General features: G+C 60.8%; 20 protein-coding genes and 1 pseudogene. 15 read left to right on the top strand and 6 right to left on the bottom strand.

Translation table 11 applies throughout. The features are described 5' to 3' along the window. The first annotated feature begins 5 nt into the window (after positions 1-5). Together ACOYYX_RS20400 and ACOYYX_RS20395 are read left to right on the top strand one after the other, a co-directional pair. Positions 6-1,131, top strand: a protein-coding gene (locus ACOYYX_RS20400; RefSeq protein WP_422923185.1) for an IS3 family transposase whose coding sequence is annotated in 2 segments (ribosomal slippage) — positions 6-289 and positions 288-1,131 — 1,128 coding nt in all. Because the reading frame shifts where the segments join, the coding sequence is not laid out codon by codon here. 501 nt (positions 1,132-1,632) lie between these two features. After that, positions 1,633-2,148, top strand: a complete 516-nt coding sequence (locus ACOYYX_RS20395; RefSeq protein ID WP_422923183.1) for a hypothetical protein — start codon at positions 1,633-1,635, stop codon at positions 2,146-2,148. Positions 2,149-2,261: 113 nt separating this feature from the next. Here ACOYYX_RS20395 and ACOYYX_RS20390 read toward each other — a convergent pair whose 3' ends face one another. The 3 genes from ACOYYX_RS20390 to ACOYYX_RS20380 form a co-directional block, all read right to left on the bottom strand. After that, on the bottom strand, positions 2,262-2,969 hold the full coding sequence (locus ACOYYX_RS20390; RefSeq protein WP_422923181.1) for a hypothetical protein: 708 nt from the start codon (positions 2,967-2,969) through the stop codon (positions 2,262-2,264). A 102-nt stretch (positions 2,970-3,071) separates the two neighbouring features. Next, the gene (locus tag ACOYYX_RS20385) at positions 3,072-3,857 is read right to left on the bottom strand and encodes a restriction endonuclease (RefSeq protein ID WP_422923179.1); all 786 of its coding nucleotides are present in this window, start codon (positions 3,855-3,857) and stop codon (positions 3,072-3,074) included. Between the two features lie 56 nt (positions 3,858-3,913). Then, complete coding sequence (locus tag ACOYYX_RS20380; RefSeq protein ID WP_422923177.1) at positions 3,914-4,762, bottom strand: methyltransferase domain-containing protein; 849 nt, start codon at positions 4,760-4,762, stop codon at positions 3,914-3,916. Positions 4,763-4,919: 157 nt separating this feature from the next. On the opposite strand from ACOYYX_RS20380, the gene ACOYYX_RS20375 reads away from it, so the two are divergent. The 3 genes from ACOYYX_RS20375 to thyX are packed head-to-tail and all read left to right on the top strand — an operon-like array spanning position 4,920 to position 6,077. Next, the gene (locus ACOYYX_RS20375) at positions 4,920-5,123 is read left to right on the top strand and encodes a hypothetical protein (protein WP_422923175.1); all 204 of its coding nucleotides are present in this window, start codon (positions 4,920-4,922) and stop codon (positions 5,121-5,123) included. Between the two features lie 8 nt (positions 5,124-5,131). After that, complete coding sequence (locus ACOYYX_RS20370) at positions 5,132-5,368, top strand: DUF3310 domain-containing protein (RefSeq protein ID WP_422923173.1); 237 nt, start codon at positions 5,132-5,134, stop codon at positions 5,366-5,368. After that, on the top strand, positions 5,355-6,077 hold the full coding sequence (gene thyX, locus ACOYYX_RS20365) for an FAD-dependent thymidylate synthase (RefSeq protein WP_422923171.1): 723 nt from the start codon (positions 5,355-5,357) through the stop codon (positions 6,075-6,077). Before ACOYYX_RS20370 ends, thyX begins: the two co-directional genes overlap by 14 nt. Before the next feature lie 400 nt (positions 6,078-6,477). On the opposite strand, the gene ACOYYX_RS20360 is transcribed toward thyX, so the two are convergent. Beyond that, entirely contained in the window at positions 6,478-7,809 is a 1,332-nt protein-coding gene (locus tag ACOYYX_RS20360; RefSeq protein ID WP_422923169.1) for an IS701 family transposase, read from the bottom strand. Between the two features lie 32 nt (positions 7,810-7,841). Here ACOYYX_RS20360 and ACOYYX_RS20355 point away from each other — a divergent pair, with 32 nt between their 5' ends. The 5 genes and pseudogenes from ACOYYX_RS20355 to ACOYYX_RS20335 all read left to right on the top strand — a co-directional run bounded on the left by ACOYYX_RS20355 (position 7,842) and on the right by ACOYYX_RS20335 (position 12,123). After that, positions 7,842-8,201, top strand: a complete 360-nt coding sequence (locus ACOYYX_RS20355) for a hypothetical protein (RefSeq protein ID WP_422923167.1) — start codon at positions 7,842-7,844, stop codon at positions 8,199-8,201. Next, complete coding sequence (locus ACOYYX_RS20350; protein WP_422923165.1) at positions 8,198-8,473, top strand: hypothetical protein; 276 nt, start codon at positions 8,198-8,200, stop codon at positions 8,471-8,473. The genes ACOYYX_RS20355 and ACOYYX_RS20350 overlap by 4 nt, the downstream gene beginning before the upstream one ends. A 561-nt stretch (positions 8,474-9,034) precedes the next feature. Then, positions 9,035-9,643 (top strand): hypothetical protein, encoded by a 609-nt coding sequence (locus ACOYYX_RS20345; protein ID WP_422923163.1) that lies wholly within the window; start codon positions 9,035-9,037, stop codon positions 9,641-9,643. A 90-nt stretch (positions 9,644-9,733) separates the two neighbouring features. Further along, positions 9,734-11,062: pseudogene (locus ACOYYX_RS20340) on the top strand (IS701 family transposase). A gap of 227 nt (positions 11,063-11,289) precedes the next feature. Beyond that, a complete protein-coding gene (locus ACOYYX_RS20335; RefSeq protein WP_422923161.1) occupies positions 11,290-12,123 on the top strand; it encodes an IS5 family transposase in 834 nt (277 codons plus the stop codon). A gap of 133 nt (positions 12,124-12,256) precedes the next feature. Here the strand turns inward: ACOYYX_RS20335 and ACOYYX_RS20330 are convergent, their stop codons facing one another. Continuing rightward, a complete protein-coding gene (locus tag ACOYYX_RS20330; RefSeq protein WP_422923159.1) occupies positions 12,257-13,390 on the bottom strand; it encodes a hypothetical protein in 1,134 nt (377 codons plus the stop codon). Positions 13,391-13,409: 19 nt separating this feature from the next. After that, positions 13,410-13,676, bottom strand: a complete 267-nt coding sequence (locus tag ACOYYX_RS20325) for a hypothetical protein (RefSeq protein WP_422923158.1) — start codon at positions 13,674-13,676, stop codon at positions 13,410-13,412. A gap of 252 nt (positions 13,677-13,928) precedes the next feature. Between ACOYYX_RS20325 and ACOYYX_RS20320 the strand changes: the two genes are divergently transcribed. The 5 genes from ACOYYX_RS20320 to ACOYYX_RS20300 all read left to right on the top strand — a co-directional run bounded on the left by ACOYYX_RS20320 (position 13,929) and on the right by ACOYYX_RS20300 (position 16,633). Then, positions 13,929-14,474, top strand: coding sequence for a winged helix-turn-helix domain-containing protein (locus ACOYYX_RS20320; RefSeq protein ID WP_422923156.1), 546 nt, complete (start codon positions 13,929-13,931; stop codon positions 14,472-14,474). Next, a complete protein-coding gene (locus tag ACOYYX_RS20315) occupies positions 14,431-15,006 on the top strand; it encodes an IS630 family transposase (RefSeq protein ID WP_422931645.1) in 576 nt (191 codons plus the stop codon). Before ACOYYX_RS20320 ends, ACOYYX_RS20315 begins: the two co-directional genes overlap by 44 nt. 85 nt (positions 15,007-15,091) lie before the next feature. Continuing rightward, complete coding sequence (locus ACOYYX_RS20310) at positions 15,092-15,910, top strand: IS5 family transposase (protein WP_422923154.1); 819 nt, start codon at positions 15,092-15,094, stop codon at positions 15,908-15,910. Positions 15,911-15,971: 61 nt separating this feature from the next. Then, positions 15,972-16,184: a hypothetical protein gene (locus tag ACOYYX_RS20305; RefSeq protein ID WP_422923152.1), complete on the top strand. Its 213-nt coding sequence runs from the start codon at positions 15,972-15,974 to the stop codon at positions 16,182-16,184. An 11-nt stretch (positions 16,185-16,195) separates the two neighbouring features. After that, a complete protein-coding gene (locus ACOYYX_RS20300; RefSeq protein ID WP_422923150.1) occupies positions 16,196-16,633 on the top strand; it encodes a hypothetical protein in 438 nt (145 codons plus the stop codon). The last annotated feature ends 45 nt before the right edge of the window (positions 16,634-16,678 follow it).

Below are 16,678 nucleotides of genomic sequence, written 5' to 3'. Positions count from 1 at the left end.
GACGGATGGCGAGGAAGCGGCAAGTCCACACGGCGGCGTTCAAGGCTCAAGTCGCCCTGGCGGCCCTCAAGGGAGACCGCACGATCAACGAGTTGGCCGGCCACTATGGCGTCCATCCCACATCGATCCATGGCTGGAAGAAGCAGCTCATCAGCAGTGCCGAGGAGGTCTTCGGGAGTCCGGCCAAGGCGGCCTCGGCTGACGCCGAGGCACGCCAGGCCGAACTCTTCGAACAGATCGGGCGCCTCAAGATGGAACTCGAGTGGCTGAAAAAAAAAGTCGCCCCATTCAGTTGAGGACCGAAGGCCCTTGATCGAGCCGGATCATCCCCGGTTGAGCGTGCGCCGCCAGTGCGAGTTGCTGGGGCTGAGCCGATCGAGCCTCTACTACCGACCTGCGGGTGAGTCGCCCGAGGACCTGCGCCTGATGCGGTTGATCGACGAGCAATATACGGCATGCCCGTTCTACGGCAGCCGCAAGATGACCGCCTGGCTGGAACAACGAGGTGAGGAGGTCAATCGGAAGCGAGTACAGCGCCTGATGCGGAAGATGGGCCTGGAAGCGATCTATGCCAAGCCCAGGCTGAGTCAGGCCGGGAGAGGCCATAAGATCTACCCTTATCTCTTGCGAGGTGTCAAAGCCCGGCGAGCGGACCACGTGTGGAGCACGGACATCACTTATGTGCCGATGAGTGGAGGGTTCATGTACCTGGCGGCGGTGATCGACTGGTACAGCCGGTACGTGATCGGCTGGCGGCTGTCGAACACGCTGGACGGCTCCTTCTGCCTGGAGATGTTGGAAGATGCCTTGAGGTCGGGGAAGCCCGAGGTGTTCAACACGGACCAAGGGGTCCAGTTCACGGCCGAGGCGTTCACCGGGAGGCTTGAGGCGGCCGGGATAGCCGTGAGCATGGATGGACGCGGCAGGGCATTGGATAACGTGTTCGTCGAACGGCTCTGGAGGACCGTGAAATACGAAGATATTTACATCCAAGGCTACGAGACGGTGCCGGAGCTGCAGCGAGGGTTGAGGCGATACTTCGGCTTCTATAACGAGGATCGGCTCCACGAATCCCTGGGGTACCGGACTCCAGGGACGGTCTACCGAGCGGACAGAGCCACGACGGCCTGATTGGACAGTAGCGAAGGATCGCCGTTTTTTGGTCTAGACAATGGGGTCCACCTCAACCTTCGCGGTGAGTCCCACCGCCGGTGGCCGAGAACGGCTCGGAAACCTGCCCATACGCCGGCAGGCCGGTCAAGACTTCGAAGCGAGACACGGTTTCCTCCGCCGCCCAATAACTGCTTACAAGGTTAAACGAGAGCTATTTCTAGCGCCTCCGGACAAAATCAACAAGCCTTTATGCCCAGAGACAGCCCCCCTACTGCATAGGCCGAAGCCGGAGAAGTCAGATTCCGTCTACCCGACAAAGGGTTGAGATATCGTTGAGGAAATCACCCTCTGTTCAAAAGCACGCTCTACTGAATTCCTAATGCCCTCGTGACTTTTTAACTCAAGCCACAGGGCCCTAGAACCATCAGCGGCTCTTTCCTATTCTATTTTCGCGGCAATCGCATCCATTCATGGTTCGCATTTACGGTCCGCTTCTGTTCTACGAGGAAGTAAGTTCAAATGCCGAAAGAGAAGCTTAAAACTCTCAGGGCTGGGAAATGGCAACTACTAACTGTTGGAATCTTGTCGGGGTCGGGGCTCGTTTTTATGTGGCACTACTTCCGCCATGACCACATGGCTGACCTTTTGGCTCGTCGGCCGGGCGTCGAGCTGATGGAGATCGATCTCGAGGTCTGGAAGTCAGCAATTGGAAAGAAGACTACCGTCAAAGTAAGAGATAAGGAGTCGCTTCGTTATATTCAGACGTGCGGGTATGGTTTAGATAAAGACGATAACAGCTTCTATCAATCCGCTCTCACGCAACTGGATGCTAGTTTCGTTTTTGAGGACGGATGTCGGTACAGCGCAATTGTAACAGTATCAAGTGGCCGCACGCTCTTAATTATCACTTATCCTTTGACTTGGACTACCGACGCCATCTACGATCAACGGTATCTGATAAAACTCGAGCCTTCCAAGACGAAATACCTTCTCAACTTTTTCGAGGAGCTCGGTCTCTATAAATGGGCTAACTGAGGTTTGATCGAACGATTGCTCCAATTATGGAAATAGTAATATGATCTGATAGTCGCGATAGTGACACGAGGTAAATGGCGTGATAGTCGACGCATTCCCGCTCGAGGTGATCTTTAATCCCAAACAATCAGCGCGTCCTGCCCGTCTTGTTGAATCTGCCCAAACCACTTGATGAGTTCCAAGATTAAAGTCCTGCCAGAATCAGTCAAGCCAATCACCATTTTCTTGGCAAGTTCATCCGGATAGCCTTCAGGCAGTGCCCTCCTAAATTCTGCACCCCTCTGAAAAACAGGGATCATCGCAGCCAGGTCATCGTTACTAAAGAACGTGTAGAAAGACCAATCCGTGCGAAAGGCGTCACCGAACATAGGCGTGCCTTGGATGAGCCCATTCATCCAAGTAAAATACGGGATGCCACATTGTTTCGTCTTCGAGAAGCCACATTCTGCTAATTCGCGATAGAGTTCCCCAATCGCTCCGTAAGGGCAATGTGAGGATTCAATGGTGAGGTCCAAGTGATCGTCACGCGCAATAGCGTGGGCGAGGCAACACATCGTGACAATGTGGGGCTCCGTTTCCATTTGAACCGTCAACAACCTGCCGTCATCGGGTACCGATGGCGCCTCGCGATCCTGCCGCAAGGGAAATCCATCCATGACAAGGCGACGAAGCCATGCCTGTGCCTTGGAATGGGCCGGCTCGCTTGTCAGAGCGTCGGAGATTAGCGCCTCCGCTTTCTCCAGTAAAGCAGAATCCTTGCTGCCGATGGTTTGCTTAAAGCCTTCCAGGCTCCAACCTTGGAGATTCATACGGAGTGCCACTGTGATCCTGCTCCCTTAAATTGTGGACACGACACGAACTCGGGTGTGCATGAATATGATGGCAAACCAACCATCGGACTGCAATTCTTAATGGTTAAACTATCAGGTCCCATTTCGAGATGTGCATCGACGTGTTAGGCTGTCTTTGGATTCGCTCAAAAGTTCACGGAGGGTCATCAATTGAATCGGTACTGGAGAATGCATTGCAAGTTCTGTCGCAGATGTTGTGTATCCAGTGTTTGTGATCATCAATCCGGTTCGCATGCTGGCCACGACGCAAGAGCCGATTAGCCTCTGCACATCACCGATTCCAAGTCGCCCTTGAGCCGTGTATTTTTTCACGACTACAGCCGTTTCACCACTTGGAAGATTCAGGATAATGTCGAATCCGCTCTCATGGCGGCCGTAAAGGATTACCGTATCAAAGCCCATTTCAGAAAGCATTTCGCCGATCAGTCTTTCGAAGTCTCCTGGAGAAATCTGCTCCAGGAATTCTGGGTCGTCCATTGCTTGATGTAATTGCTCTCGAGCTGACTCAAATATGCGTCTCTCGATCTTGTTCTTCGAGGCACTTGCCTTGATCCAATGAACGATTTCTTCGATTGCCCACGGACCGAAATCGCGGATCACGAATGCAGGGATTGACGACAAATCAAAAGGGATCTCCGATGGATTTTCACAAAGCAACATGACTTGCCTTCCCGCACCGATCGCATATCCAATTTCCAACATCACATTGCCGTTAGCCTTCTGAGAATCCATGATCGCGATCAATAAGTCAGCTTTTTTGATGGCCGAGAGAATCGATGCTTGCCAGTTTGCGTCAACTCGAAGTTCATCTGCTCGCACAACTTCGATTTCTCGAGACGACAACTCAATCCTCAGCATGTGAGAGAGTTCGTCAAAGGCATGCCCTGGACGCGGGGAAGAGAGAAAGACTTTTATCATTGTGGAGTTCCCGTAGCCCGTGTCAAAGCCCAAAAATTATAGAGACATGCATCCTTTACCTTGGCTTCTTCTCCGGTTTCCGTGCCATATTGGGTTAAGCTTTCAAGTACCGTCCGCGTTTGCGAGAGTTTTTGATCGATAAGCTCACAAAGTCGATCGGCGGTTTCCTGGATTACTCTTTCACGAATCCCGGAGAGCGAGACGCTCGTGGAGAGATGCTGGCGACGTAACTGCACATTCCATCCATTGCAAGATTGATGCTGCCATTGGCCGACCGCAGGTTCGTAATTTGCTGCACCAATCGCATTGCACATAGTTGAGATAATCGACTTAATTTCCCCAGCAGACCATGTCACAGCTCCGAGTTCAGGGGACGGCAAGGTTTCCATATCGTAGATGAAAAGGCGTCCATTGTCTGACAGTCTTGAGAGAGAATCAAATAGGATCGAAGCTAGGCGTTTTGGAAAAATCTCGTGAACAGTGTTGGTGAGTGTAATGAACTCAAATCGTTGGTCCGGTGGAAACGCGGCTGAAAATCGGGATATTTCTCCAATCTCAAAGCGTACAGCTTTCATTCTCAGACTTTCAGATACTCGCTTTGCATTCCTCGTGTGTCCATTGTCAATATCATAACCGTGATAACATATTTTTGCACGGTAACTGTCTGATAAATTGGTCTTAAGATTGGCAATAATTTGCCCCCGGCCACAAGCAATGTCTAGCCAGTTTACAGACGTGACGATCGGATCTGACAGGATATCTTGGAGCAGAGTCAGGGCTGCCTGATGCTGCACGAGCATTCGTTCAGGATTAAAGTAAGCATCCGAATCGCTAATCGAGTTCATCGAATCTTTCAACTCGCGAAATGGTGCATCTAATAGTGTTTCGGAATGCTTCCTGACAGGCGAATAATGATTATCGGAATGGCGCTACGCAAATACCGCTTGACCGTCCCTGCCATTTGCGCTACGCAAACAGGAAACTAAAACGCTCACGCATCGCATGACCCGCATAGACATCATCTCCCTCGGCCAGGCCCACCACGGAACCGTCCACTGGATCGGCCCGTTCGCGAAGGAACTCGGCTACAGTTTCTCGCAGCTCTCCAGGGTCGTCAATGGCCTATACCCCGTCAGCCGGCGGATGCAGCTCGAGGCCGAGCGTTTGAAAAGACTCCCGGGCAATGAAGCCCGGCGAAGCAAATAGGAGGAACTATGGGAGACGCAGTCAACCACCCAAATCATTACAATTCGCATCCATCTGGCGTTGAGACCATTACGATTACCGAGCACATGACGTTCAACGTCGGGAATGCGATCAAGTATCTCTGGCGTGCCGACCACAAGAACGGTCTCGAAGACCTTCGAAAGGCCGCCTGGTATGTGAACCGCGAGATCGAGCGGCTGTCGGAAGAAACCATCAAGAAAGTCCCGTCCGATGCAGCCGCTTGAGAAGATCGCCGTCCTGGACCACGGCTTCGTCCGCCTGGTCGATTCCATGGGAACCGACCTCAATGTCGTCCGGGCTGCTCGCGTCAGCTACGACGCCGCCTGGAGGGCAGGGGAGGACCAGGGCAGCGACGCCCGGCTGATCCGCTACCTCTGGAAAAACCACCACACGACGCCGTTCGAGGCCGTCTCATTCACGTTCGAGATCAAGGCCCCGATCTTCGTCTTCCGGCAATGGCACCGGCACCGCACATGGAGCTACAACGAGCTCCCGGCCCGCTACCGCGAGCTGCCGGAGGAGTTCTACCTGCCGAAGCCTGAACACGTCGGGGTTCAATCCGCGAGCAGCAAGCAGGCTCGGGACATCGACACAGCATCCGTAGATGCGGACTCCGCTCTGATCCTCCAACGCGAAGCCGAGGTGGCTCACGCCCGTGAGACGATGGAGGCCTCGTTCAATCAGTACCGCCGGTTGCTTGAGGGCGGCTGGCCCAAGGAACTAGCGCGATCGGTCCTGCCCGTGGCAACCTACAGCCACATGTTCGCCACGGTGAACCTGCTCAACCTGCTCAAGTTCCTGACGCTCAGGTGCCACGGCCACGCCCAGTACGAGATTCGCGTCTACGCCGAGGCGATGCGCGAGCTGATTCGGCCGATCGTGCCGGTCTGCCTTGACGCATGGGAAGATTCGGTTCGTGGCGAGGCCGCATGAGCGGAGCACCAGATACGGACTCGGGTACTCAAGAACGTCCTAGCGTCACCATCGGCGCACAGACAGCCAATAGCATCGGCGTGAGCGTAACAACCAAGAACGGCTCCGCATGGCTTGTCATTGGCCATGATGGAATCATTATCACGCCGAAAGGTCTTGAAGTTGAGGTAAGGCCATGATCGTTACATGGACTCTTTTGCTTGCGAAGAAATTCGACGTCATTACGGACGAAGATTTCCTATACGCAGCCTTGATAATCTTTGCCATACCAATTGACGCAGTTATGCTCTTCTCGTTGGGATGCAAAATCTTATGAGAACCGATTCGCTGATCGAGTATGCATTAAACACGCTTTCGACTCTTCACCACGAGGACTGTACTTTCCGTGAGAATGTATATGTCATGCTGCCAGGCTGAGCAGCCTGGCAGCGACGGCCTGAATCTCCTCCTCGGTGGCCCCCGGGCGTAGAACCGCGCGGATTTCCTCGCCCAGCAGCGCATGACGCCACGCCCGGCGCTTATCCGCGTGGCTCGGGCGACGCGACGGGCTGTCCCACGGCGAGGCCGAGCGGTCTACCAACTCCCCATCCTCCCTCGACCACGCCCACGCCTCGGTCAGGGTGAACGTCCACAGGCAGATGTGGAACGACCCGACGTTCGCACGGATCAACCGCACCTGCTGTTGCCCGGCCCCGACGACCTGCTTGCAGTCGCGGAAGGCGATCTCCAGGCTGAAGCGATCGGCCACCATCCCCAGGATCTCCGCCACGCTCGCCCGCGTGTCGGTGCAGAAGTACGCCCTCCATCCCTTCGGCTCGTCCACCAGGACCACCCGGATCGCGCCCCCGGCCGGCCTCCAGGTCGCCGTGAACGTCTTGTAGCGCTTGACCACATCTTCCCCGTAGAGCTCGAACGTGCCGGTGGACCAGCCACGACGCTGGCCGGCCCGCTTGGCCAGGTCGATCGCATCCGGGCCGTAGGTCGGGGCCGGGCCGCGTCGGCCCGGCGGCTTCGGCCCGGGCAGGGTCCGCAGGGCCGCATCCCTGCGGAGCCGGCTCACGACCGTCATACCCAGGGACTTCGCCGGCTTGAGGAACCCCCTCTTGGCATAGGCTCCGTCGGCAACCACCCAGATCGGCAGGCCCAGCAGGTCGAGCCAGGACTGGGCCCATCGGAGCAGCTCGACGGCCATCTGCAGCTTGGTGCGGAACTCGGGCCGGTGCCGGGGGTCGATGGCCGGCAGGTCCGCCTTGCGGACGTAGAGTCGGGACAGCAGGGGCAGGGCCACGACGCCCCTGGCCGGGTGCGTCGCCAGGAGCCCGAGTACGACGAAGACGTGGCCGTAGACGTAGGGGGAGCCGGCCGGGCCGGGGGTGGGGTTGTGATGGACGCCGGCCCCCTGGACGTGCGGGCCGTGCCGCTTCGTCGGGGTGTCATCCAGGGCGAGGACCAGCCGGGTGGACCCCCGGAGCAGCGGCCTGACCGCCGCGATGAGCAGGCGTGCGGCGATGCGATCGGCCTCCTTGCCGGCGGCGGCCGCGGCGGTGTAGCAGGAGCGGAACTCGTCGCCGAGGCCGGCGGCGCGGATCCAGGCGGTGACGGTGCGTCGGCCGCGGGCGAGGACGGCGCCGAGGAGCAGGAGCGCGAGCCTCGGTGCGGTCCGGCGATCGAGGACGTCGGCGAGCCATGCGAACCACTGGCAAGGGGCGGGCGTCGGATGCGAGGATGTCATGGGGGCCGGCTCCGCTCGGGGTGTCAGGCAGTGTGGTAACCGCCATCGTCCCGCCCGGGCCGGCCCCCGTCTACTCGCCACATCTCAACCCTACGCATACTTCAAGTCGCGGAAAGTACAGCGAGGAGCAACGCTACAGAGAAACGAACCGTGTGCTGCGTGGCCTCGACGGAGACTTTCCGATAACCGCACTGGCGGCCAGCGGCACCATCGTCACCTCTGTTGTCCGACTCCTTGACGCATTTCTCGGGGACGAGATCGCCAGCTACTTCCTCTTCGAGGCCAACAACATGAAAGACGGAGGAGAGATCGTCGAGCCAGACGGACGAGAATGGCCTATCTGCTCGCTCGAAGATGTCAAAGCCTATATCGATAGAGAGAAAGCCGCATGAGCACACGACCGCCAATCTCGTCACCGCTGATGGAAAAGCTACGCATCGCAGAAAATGCGCTGGCTCGTATCCAGAGGGATGCGGAATATTGCTATGGCAAACCGTTTGACTGGACGGCACGGCTAGGTCAAGTTGCGAAGGAAGCCATTGCAGCCATGGGAGATTGCTCTGTCTGTAGCTATGATACTGAACCGCAGTACGACCGTTTGATCGCTGACGAACAAGTTGCGTACGAACGCCACAAGCAAGCGAGTGGGTATTCAGTTATGTGAGGGGTGCGATCTGATGCGGAATCGTCCCCGCAAATGGTTGCCCACAACGGTGACAACGTTGCCCCTCCCAATCCCATCTGTAGTGAGATTCCATTGCCCAAGAGATTTTCGGATACAAAAGACTCGCACTTTGTGGAAATGCTTCGAGCCGGAGCTAACAATCTCTGCACAGAGCAGCTATGGAAAGACCTATGTGCTGAGGCAGCAGTTAGGCTGGCCAGGACAACGGAGCCGGTGTCGCTTAAAGACGCTTTCCAGAGATTTCAAATAGGTGCCGGAAAGTGGCGTGACTACCGTGACATTGTGCATGATAACACCCCGATGCACGGCGATGAGATTAAGAGCGGAGTCAAAGCCGTCCTGGACGCAGCAGGAGTTCCGTATGTGGATTAAGAAGCTCTTCTGCCGCCATCGTTGGGAAGACCCCATAGGATATTATCGCGAGGAGGACAAGAGTATAGTCTGGATTGAATATCCCAGCGAAACCGTTTTATTGTGCAGATGCTCGAAATGTGGGGCTATTGCTGGCAGAAATTTGGACGAAAGATATGGAAGCGAAGTATGAGTAATCAAATGGAAATAGAGAAACTAAAAGCCTGTCTCTGTGGGGGCCATCCTGTTTTTAAGGATAAATGCGACACATACTCAGTGGAGTGCGACAGATGCGGCAACAGCACGGGGCTTTGCCATATCCCACCCCACGCAATCTCAATATGGAACACCCGTTATGCAGGGGATGAATCAGCGAAGACACGCATCGAGGCCACGGGCAACGCCATAGGTGAACCCGACCTCGCAGTCGATACCTGTCGAGCTGATTGCGTTCAGCCATTCCCAGCGCCAAATATCGATGCCCGGCCAATAGAGGATTTTAACCACTATCTAAATAGCGTACCTTACATCAGGGCATTTGACGATTATCCAAGTTCTCCCGCACGCTTTGCGGAACTTTTAAAAGATAATCGACTACCGGGACCTGAACAACCCGCTTCAGATACGCACCGCAAGCTTGACCCCGCATCCAAAGAAATCTTTGCCGAGGGGATTTTGACAAGCTTGGCGGCGGCCCAAAGGCTTAACCCCGATGCTGCTATCCACACGTCTGAACAGCCATGCTTTGACGTCGGGCTAGTAAAGATCTGTACTTTCCGCGACTTGAAGTATGCGTAGGGTTGAGATGTGGCGAGTAGACGGGGGCCGGCCCGGGCGGGACGATGGCGGTTACCACACTGCCTGACACCCCGAGCGGAGCCGGCCCCCATGACATCCTCGCATCCGACGCCCGCCCCTTGCCAGTGGTTCGCATGGCTCGCCGACGTCCTCGATCGCCGGACCGCACCGAGGCTCGCGCTCCTGCTCCTCGGCGCCGTCCTCGCCCGCGGCCGACGCACCGTCACCGCCTGGATCCGCGCCGCCGGCCTCGGCGACGAGTTCCGCTCCTGCTACACCGCCGCGGCCGCCGCCGGCAAGGAGGCCGATCGCATCGCCGCACGCCTGCTCATCGCGGCGGTCAGGCCGCTGCTCCGGGGTCCACCCGGCTGGTCCTCGCCCTGGATGACACCCCGACGGAGCGGCACGGCCCGCACGTCCAGGGGGCCGGCGTCCATCACAACCCCACCCCCGGCCCGGCCGGCTCCCCCTACGTCTACGGCCACGTCTTCGTCGTACTCGGGCTCCTGGCGACGCACCCGGCCAGGGGCGTCGTGGCCCTGCCCCTGCTGTCCCGACTCTACGTCCGCAAGGCGGACCTGCCGGCCATCGACCCCCGGCACCGGCCCGAGTTCCGCACCAAGCTGCAGATGGCCGTCGAGCTGCTCCGATGGGCCCAGTCCTGGCTCGACCTGCTGGGCCTGCCGATCTGGGTGGTTGCCGACGGAGCCTATGCCAAGAGGGGTTCCTCAAGCCGGCGAAGTCCCTGGGTATGACGGTCGTGAGCCGGCTCCGCAGGGATGCGGCCCTGCGGACCCTGCCCGGGCCGAAGCCGCCGGGCCGACGCGGCCCGGCCCCGACCTACGGCCCGGATGCGATCGACCTGGCCAAGCGGGCCGGCCAGCGTCGTGGCTGGTCCACCGGCACGTTCGAGCTCTACGGGGAAGATGTGGTCAAGCGCTACAAGACGTTCACGGCGACCTGGAGGCCGGCCGGGGCGCGATCCGGGTGGTCCTGGTGGACGAGCCGAAGGGATGGAGGGCGTACTTCTGCACCGACACGCGGGCGAGCGTGGCGGAGATCCTGGGGATGGTGGCCGATCGCTTCAGCCTGGAGATCGCCTTCCGCGACTGCAAGCAGGTCGTCGGGGCCGGGCAACAGCAGGTGCGGTTGATCCGTGCGAACGTCGGGTCGTTCCACATCTGCCTGTGGACGTTCACCCTGACCGAGGCGTGGGCGTGGTCGAGGGAGGATGGGGAGTTGGTAGACCGCTCGGCCTCGCCGTGGGACAGCCCGTCGCGTCGCCCGAGCCACGCGGATAAGCGCCGGGCGTGGCGTCATGCGCTGCTGGGCGAGGAAATCCGCGCGGTTCTACGCCCGGGGGCCACCGAGGAGGAGATTCAGGCCGTCGCTGCCAGGCTGCTCAGCCTGGCAGCATGACATATACATTCTCACGGAAAGTACAGCTCTATCTGATTAAATGCAGTCAGGGCGGCTTTTCGTACAACAAAATGGTGAGCATTTTTGAGATGGGAGAAATGCTAACCCGGATATTTCATACGCCGCAGGGATTAGAGGTGACGTGATGGCCTTACTCGTTGTAGAGTTTGGGTTAAGAGTCTGTCCCATAAGGTGAACAACAGGACACGGGGCATCGTAAAGGTGGTATGAGCACGCACCAATACCCCAGCGACCTCACCGACGCGCAGTGGGGCCTGATCGAGCACCAGATCCCCGACGGGCCAGGCGGCGGCAGGCCGCGCACCACCGACATGCGCCACGTCGTCGACGCCATCCTCTACATCCTCCGCACCGGATGCCAGTGGCGATACCTCCCGGGCGACCTGCCGCCCAAGAGCACCGTCTGGCGCTACTTCGACCGCTGGCGGTCCGACGGCACCCTCGACTCCATCCACGACTCGCTCCGCCGCAAGGTCCGCTCCCGCGAGAAGCCCTACCGACCCCGGACCACGGCGAGCGTCGACAGTCAGTCGGTCGACACGACCTCCGGCGGCGAGCAGCGTGGGCGGGACAACGCCAAGAACGTCGACGGGCGGAAGCGTCACATCGTCGTCGACAGCATGGGCTTGCTTCTCGCCGTGCTCGTGACGGCCGCGTCGGTCGACGACGGGGCGGCGGCCCCGGCGCTGTTCGCCCGCCTGGAGGGCCAGCCGATGGGCAAGGTCGGGCGGATGTTCGGCGACTCGAAGTATCACAACTTCACCCTGTACGAGTGGTTGGGCGAGCACACGAGATGGGGCCTGGAGATCATCCGGCGCCCCGAGGGCAAGAAGGGCTGGGCGAAGTTGCCGATCCGCTGGGCGGTGGAACGCACGTTCGCGTGGCTGGGCCGCTGCCGGTGGCTGAGCAAGGACCGGGAGAGGACCGTCCTGTCGAGCGAGTCGTTCATCAAATTGGCGATGGTCCAATTGATGCTCCATCGGCTCGAGCCGTCGGGCGAAGAGGCCGAGTTCCGCTATCCAAGGGCATTAGCCGTTTGATGTCCCGTATAGCTCCGCACTACTTATGGAACAGACTCCAAGAGCAAAGCCATCGCATGACAGACTTTAACCGCAAGCCTCATCATTTTTCTACCTTGGGTTCCCGCGGGTGTGGCAAAAGATCCTGGCGGACTCAACCCGTTCGCCGTAGCTGTGTTTGCCAGTCTTCGTCCCACTGGTCGCTTTGGGTCAATGCTTCCAGCGCCATGAGCGCCTCGGCATTGGCGCTGTCCCAGCGCATGCCCGACCCTTTCAGCCGCGCCGTCAGCGTCTTGCATGTCGCCTCCGTCGGACCGCTGCCGATCTGCCAGCCCTTGGACCGGGACTCGGGATAACGGATCATCTCCCGCCGCTCGCCGATGTAGTTCACCAGCCGATCCGCCGCCGGACGGCCCTGCTTCAGAGCCACGCGCCACCCCAGCAGTCGGGTCCAGGCCGCCTCGTAGCCCTCGTGCTTGAAGACGTGCAGCAATCCGCCGGCCCACTCCTTGCCCGCCTCGTCATCGTCGCCGTAGATCGCCCGCCGCGCCTTGTGAACGTTCTCGCCGAGATGGTAGAAATCCAATCCCAAGGCATCCAGGGGCAGGCCCTGACGCTCGACCTGGTTCCGGATCCACGGAGAGCCGTCGACGTTGCCTACCTTCTCATCGGCCCGGTCCAACCGGACACGGCCGGCTTCTCGCCGCATCAGACGCCCGGCCGCCTCGCAATCGCCCCGCGTGCCGCAGACCAGCCGATGGTCCTGGGTCTCGTCGTAGATGGCGATGATCTTGAACTCCTTGTAGGACTGGTCGGCGCCCGACTTCCTCGCGGGCAACGGTCGCGCCTTCCTCCCGCGCCGCCGCCGCTTCTCCCTGACCTCCTTCCGTCGCGACGCCTTCTCGGCCTCGGTCACCAGCGGCACCATCACGCCATCGCTGCCGACATAGATCCGCGTGGCCTTCCCCTCGGTCTTGCAGTCGGCCGCCGACCAGCCCAACGGCAGTCCTCCCGACCGCTGCGCCTGCAGGACTCGCCTGCCTTCGGCCTCGACGAGCACCCGGAGCGTCTCGCCGCTGAGCTGGACCTGCGCGGTGCGCTTCAGGTTGGCCGCGGCCTTGTCGAAGTTCTTGCCATCGCCGTTGAGCCGGCAGGCCATCTCGCGCACGCCCAGGCTGATCGTGCCCTCGACCATATCCAGCCAGGCGTCCATCGGCGCCGTCGACCCTTCGTCCGGGGAATGCCAGCGCCGTCGCCGGAGCCGCACCCGGCCATTGATCGTCAGCACGGTGAAGTCTTGCCGGCCCTTATTCCGCTTCGCCTTGCCGGTGTTCGGGTCCTTCGGAGGGGGGGGAAGCGGCTTCCGCCGCATCCACTCGCATCTGCAATCCCTTCTCGAAGGCCTGCTGGCGCAGGCCCGCGAACAGGTCGCGGACCTGCTCCTCGCTGCCCGAGATGATGTGCCCCGGCGGAGCGTCGTTGATCGCGTCGGCGACCCGACCGAGCATCGCCTCCATCTTGGCCCGCATCTGTGCGATGAACTCGTCGCGTGAGAGTTTCGGCTCGGGTGACATGGCAAAGACCTCCGATGGGAAAGAGTCCCTGCCTATCTTGACTAACCCTCAAGCCTGGCGCAGGATTATTTGCCACACAAATTCCCGCGCCATCGTCACCAACTTCCTGGGTGGTCGGCTGACCACCAATGCGGGTGCCTGCTCCTGCGCGAGGTCTCTGAAGTGGACCCCTATGTCCAGACCACTCATACGGAATCTTCTGGATCAGAAACGTTACAATAGAGGGGTGATCCACGATTGGAGGGTATCACCATGGCCCGACCGCGTCTGCCGATCGCCCCTCACCTGACTCACGACGAGATCTCCCTCCGCTATCGCGCCTGCCGCTCGGGGTTGGAGAAGACCCACTGGCAGGTCCTCTGGCTCCTGACCGGGCCCGACTCCCCCACGCCGGAGCGCGTCGCAGGCGTCGTCGGCCTCTCGCCCGGCTGGGTCCGGAAGGTCCTCAAGCGCTGGAATGCCGACGGGCCGGATGGCCTGGCGGATCGCCGCGCCCGGACCAACGGAGGCCGGCCCAAGCTCACCGACGACCAGCAGATCGACCTCTGGGATGCCCTCCGGCATGCGCCGCCCGACGGCGGCCTCCGGAGCGGGCCCAAGGTCGCCGCCTACGTCCGCGAGCGGCTGGGGGTCGTCGTCTGCAAGCAGACCGGCTGGGCCTGGCTGCGCGGCCTGGGGATGTCGCTGCAGGTCCCGCGACCGAGCCACACGGAGGCCGCCACGCCCGCCCGTCGGCGGGCGTGGAAAAGACGCACTGGGAGACCGGCTCGAGGGCCTGCGGCGGGACCACCCCGATAAGGTCGTCGAGCTCCGGGCCGAGGATGAGGCCAGGCCGGGCCTGAAGCCGATCTCCCGTCGGGTCTGGTCGACGATCGGGCGACGGCCGGACGCCCCGGGCCGGACGAGGTACGAGTGGCTCTACGCCTACGGCTTCGTGCACCCGGCCAGCGGCCGCAACCTCGAGTTGCTGCTGCCGTCGGCGAACGCGGACTGGATGGGTTTGGCCCTGGAGGAGTTCGCCCGCCGGGCGGACCCCTCGGGCGAGAAGGTCCTGGCCGTGTTGGTGGACAACGCGGGCTGGCACGTGGCGAAGCGGCTGGTGGTCCCGGCGAACGTGGTGCTGCACCGGCTGCCGGCCTACACGCCGGAGCTGCAGCCGGCGGAGCTGCTATGGCCCCTGTTGCGCGAGGCGGTGGCGAACCAGGCGTTCGACGACCTGGACACCCTGCAGGGGACCCTGGTGGAACGCTGCCGCTGGCTGATCGACCACCCCGAGGTCGTACGCGGGGCGGTCGGCTTCCGGTGGGCCGCCGACCTCAATGGTCAGTGATCCACAGGATTCGGTATAACAGAATTGGCCACAGGGCATGCCATGTGCAGACATTAAGGCCATCACCTTTGATGGAGACATCGCCATGGCCAAGCCCATCGTGCCCGACGAATTGTGGTGCCGGATCGAGCCCCTGCTGCCGCCCCGCAAGAAGCCCAAGCGGGCCGACAGGCCCGGCCGGCCCCCGGTCGAGGATCGCAAGGCCTTGACCGGCATCATCTTCGTCCTCAAATCCGGCATCGACTGGGAGGACCTCCCTCGGGAGATGGGCTGCGGCTGCGGCATGACCTGCTGGCGGAGGCTCCGCGACTGGGGCGAGGCCGGCGTCTGGGACCGGCTCCACGCGCTGCTCCTGGCCGAGCTGCGCGACGCCGATCGGATCGGCTGGCGGCGGGCCGCGGTCGACGGCTCGCACGCCCGGGCCCGGGGCGGCGGCGAGGAGACGGGCCCGAGCCCGGTTGATCGCCGCAAGGCGGGGAGCAAGCACCACATCGTGACCGATGCCGGCGGTGTGCCGCTGGCGGCGACCCTGACGGCGGGCAATAAGAACGACGTCACCGAGCTGGAGGGGGTCGTGGATGCGATCCCGCCGGTCGCCGGCGGGCCGGGACGCCCGCGGCAAAGGCCGGACGAGTTGTATGCCGACCGGGCGTATGACTCGAAGCCTCATCGGGAGCGATTGCGACGGCGGGGCATCCGCCCCAGGATCGCGCGGCGGAACGAGGCCCACGGCAGCGGGCTGGGGGTGCACCGCTGGCCGGTGGAGCGGACCTTATCGTGGCTGCACAACTTGGGCAGGCTCCGTGTGAGGAAGGACCGCACGGCCTCGATCCATCGGGCATTCCTCAAGCTGGGTTGCTCGCTGATCTGCTTCAGCCAACTACAGCTCTACCATTTTTGTTAGGACCTCTTATGGACTGTCATATTCGCCAGTAGGCGGATGGGGCTTCGGCGTGGGGCTCTCCATGCAGAATGCCCACGGATTCGGCTGCGATTGCCCTGGCCCGGGTTCGCCCCCGTGCACGTCCAACACGGGCTGCGGGACTCTGATCACTAACAGCTTCACGTGCCCGCCCGCGTTCATGCTCGTCTTCTCGCTCAATCCTTCCGTCCCCGGCGCGGGCCTCTGTCTCGGGGCCTACGGGGCTGGCGGCGCGACCTACACGATCACCCAATGACGAGGCCCCCGATGCAACGCTGCGGAACCTGTCCATTCGAAGGCGGCGAATGCCTGGCGGCGAAGATGAAGGTCAGGCGCCTCTGCGACCTCGCCGATCCCGGACATCCGGATCACCGGCCGGGATATCGCGAATTCCTGGCGAGGGGCGGCGTTGAACTTCAGACCCCACCCCCAAGCCGTCCATTCGAGGTGATTGCGGAGGAAAACCGGGGGGACGACGAGCCGCGGCCGACCGGGGTTTTCGCCCCGATCTCGCGGCTCAATCAGCACCTGGAGATCCTGGAGATCATCAACGAGTGCGACTATCGCTCGCTCGTCGACAAAGGGTGGGAAACGGGCTGCGGCTGCAATCCGACCTGGGTCTGCTCCCAGCGCCGGGGAAGTTTCCGGGGCAAAGAGCACGAGGTGTCCAAGTCGGAATGCATCTCGTGCGTCGCGAGCCGATGAGTGAGTCGGCTTTGCGCCATTCTGGCGGATCGCCTCAAGTGTGTG

Origin of the sequence: Singulisphaera chitinilytica (assembly GCF_049331405.1) — a bacterium.
Lineage (GTDB): Bacteria > Planctomycetota > Planctomycetia > Isosphaerales > Isosphaeraceae > PoT.
Note: the sequence above shows the minus strand (reverse complement) of the source record. Positions and strands in the feature narration are given on the sequence as shown.

What these genes read in the sequence shown, in the direction of transcription:
- ACOYYX_RS20395 (WP_422923183.1), top strand. Translation starts at nt 1,633, where the DNA reads ATGCCGAAAGAGAAGCTTAAAACTCTCAGGGCTGGGAAATGGCAACTA.
- ACOYYX_RS20385 (WP_422923179.1), bottom strand. Translation starts at nt 3,857, where the DNA reads ATGCTGAGGATTGAGTTGTCGTCTCGAGAAATCGAAGTTGTGCGAGCA.
- ACOYYX_RS20380 (WP_422923177.1), bottom strand. Translation starts at nt 4,762, where the DNA reads ATGAACTCGATTAGCGATTCGGATGCTTACTTTAATCCTGAACGAATG.
- ACOYYX_RS20375 (WP_422923175.1), top strand. Translation starts at nt 4,920, where the DNA reads ATGACCCGCATAGACATCATCTCCCTCGGCCAGGCCCACCACGGAACC.
- ACOYYX_RS20370 (WP_422923173.1), top strand. Translation starts at nt 5,132, where the DNA reads ATGGGAGACGCAGTCAACCACCCAAATCATTACAATTCGCATCCATCT.
- thyX (WP_422923171.1), top strand. Translation starts at nt 5,355, where the DNA reads ATGCAGCCGCTTGAGAAGATCGCCGTCCTGGACCACGGCTTCGTCCGC.
- ACOYYX_RS20360 (WP_422923169.1), bottom strand. Translation starts at nt 7,809, where the DNA reads ATGACATCCTCGCATCCGACGCCCGCCCCTTGCCAGTGGTTCGCATGG.
- ACOYYX_RS20350 (WP_422923165.1), top strand. Translation starts at nt 8,198, where the DNA reads ATGAGCACACGACCGCCAATCTCGTCACCGCTGATGGAAAAGCTACGC.
- ACOYYX_RS20345 (WP_422923163.1), top strand. Translation starts at nt 9,035, where the DNA reads ATGAGTAATCAAATGGAAATAGAGAAACTAAAAGCCTGTCTCTGTGGG.
- ACOYYX_RS20335 (WP_422923161.1), top strand. Translation starts at nt 11,290, where the DNA reads ATGAGCACGCACCAATACCCCAGCGACCTCACCGACGCGCAGTGGGGC.
- ACOYYX_RS20325 (WP_422923158.1), bottom strand. Translation starts at nt 13,676, where the DNA reads ATGTCACCCGAGCCGAAACTCTCACGCGACGAGTTCATCGCACAGATG.
- ACOYYX_RS20320 (WP_422923156.1), top strand. Translation starts at nt 13,929, where the DNA reads ATGGCCCGACCGCGTCTGCCGATCGCCCCTCACCTGACTCACGACGAG.
- ACOYYX_RS20310 (WP_422923154.1), top strand. Translation starts at nt 15,092, where the DNA reads ATGGCCAAGCCCATCGTGCCCGACGAATTGTGGTGCCGGATCGAGCCC.
- ACOYYX_RS20305 (WP_422923152.1), top strand. Translation starts at nt 15,972, where the DNA reads ATGCAGAATGCCCACGGATTCGGCTGCGATTGCCCTGGCCCGGGTTCG.
- ACOYYX_RS20300 (WP_422923150.1), top strand. Translation starts at nt 16,196, where the DNA reads ATGCAACGCTGCGGAACCTGTCCATTCGAAGGCGGCGAATGCCTGGCG.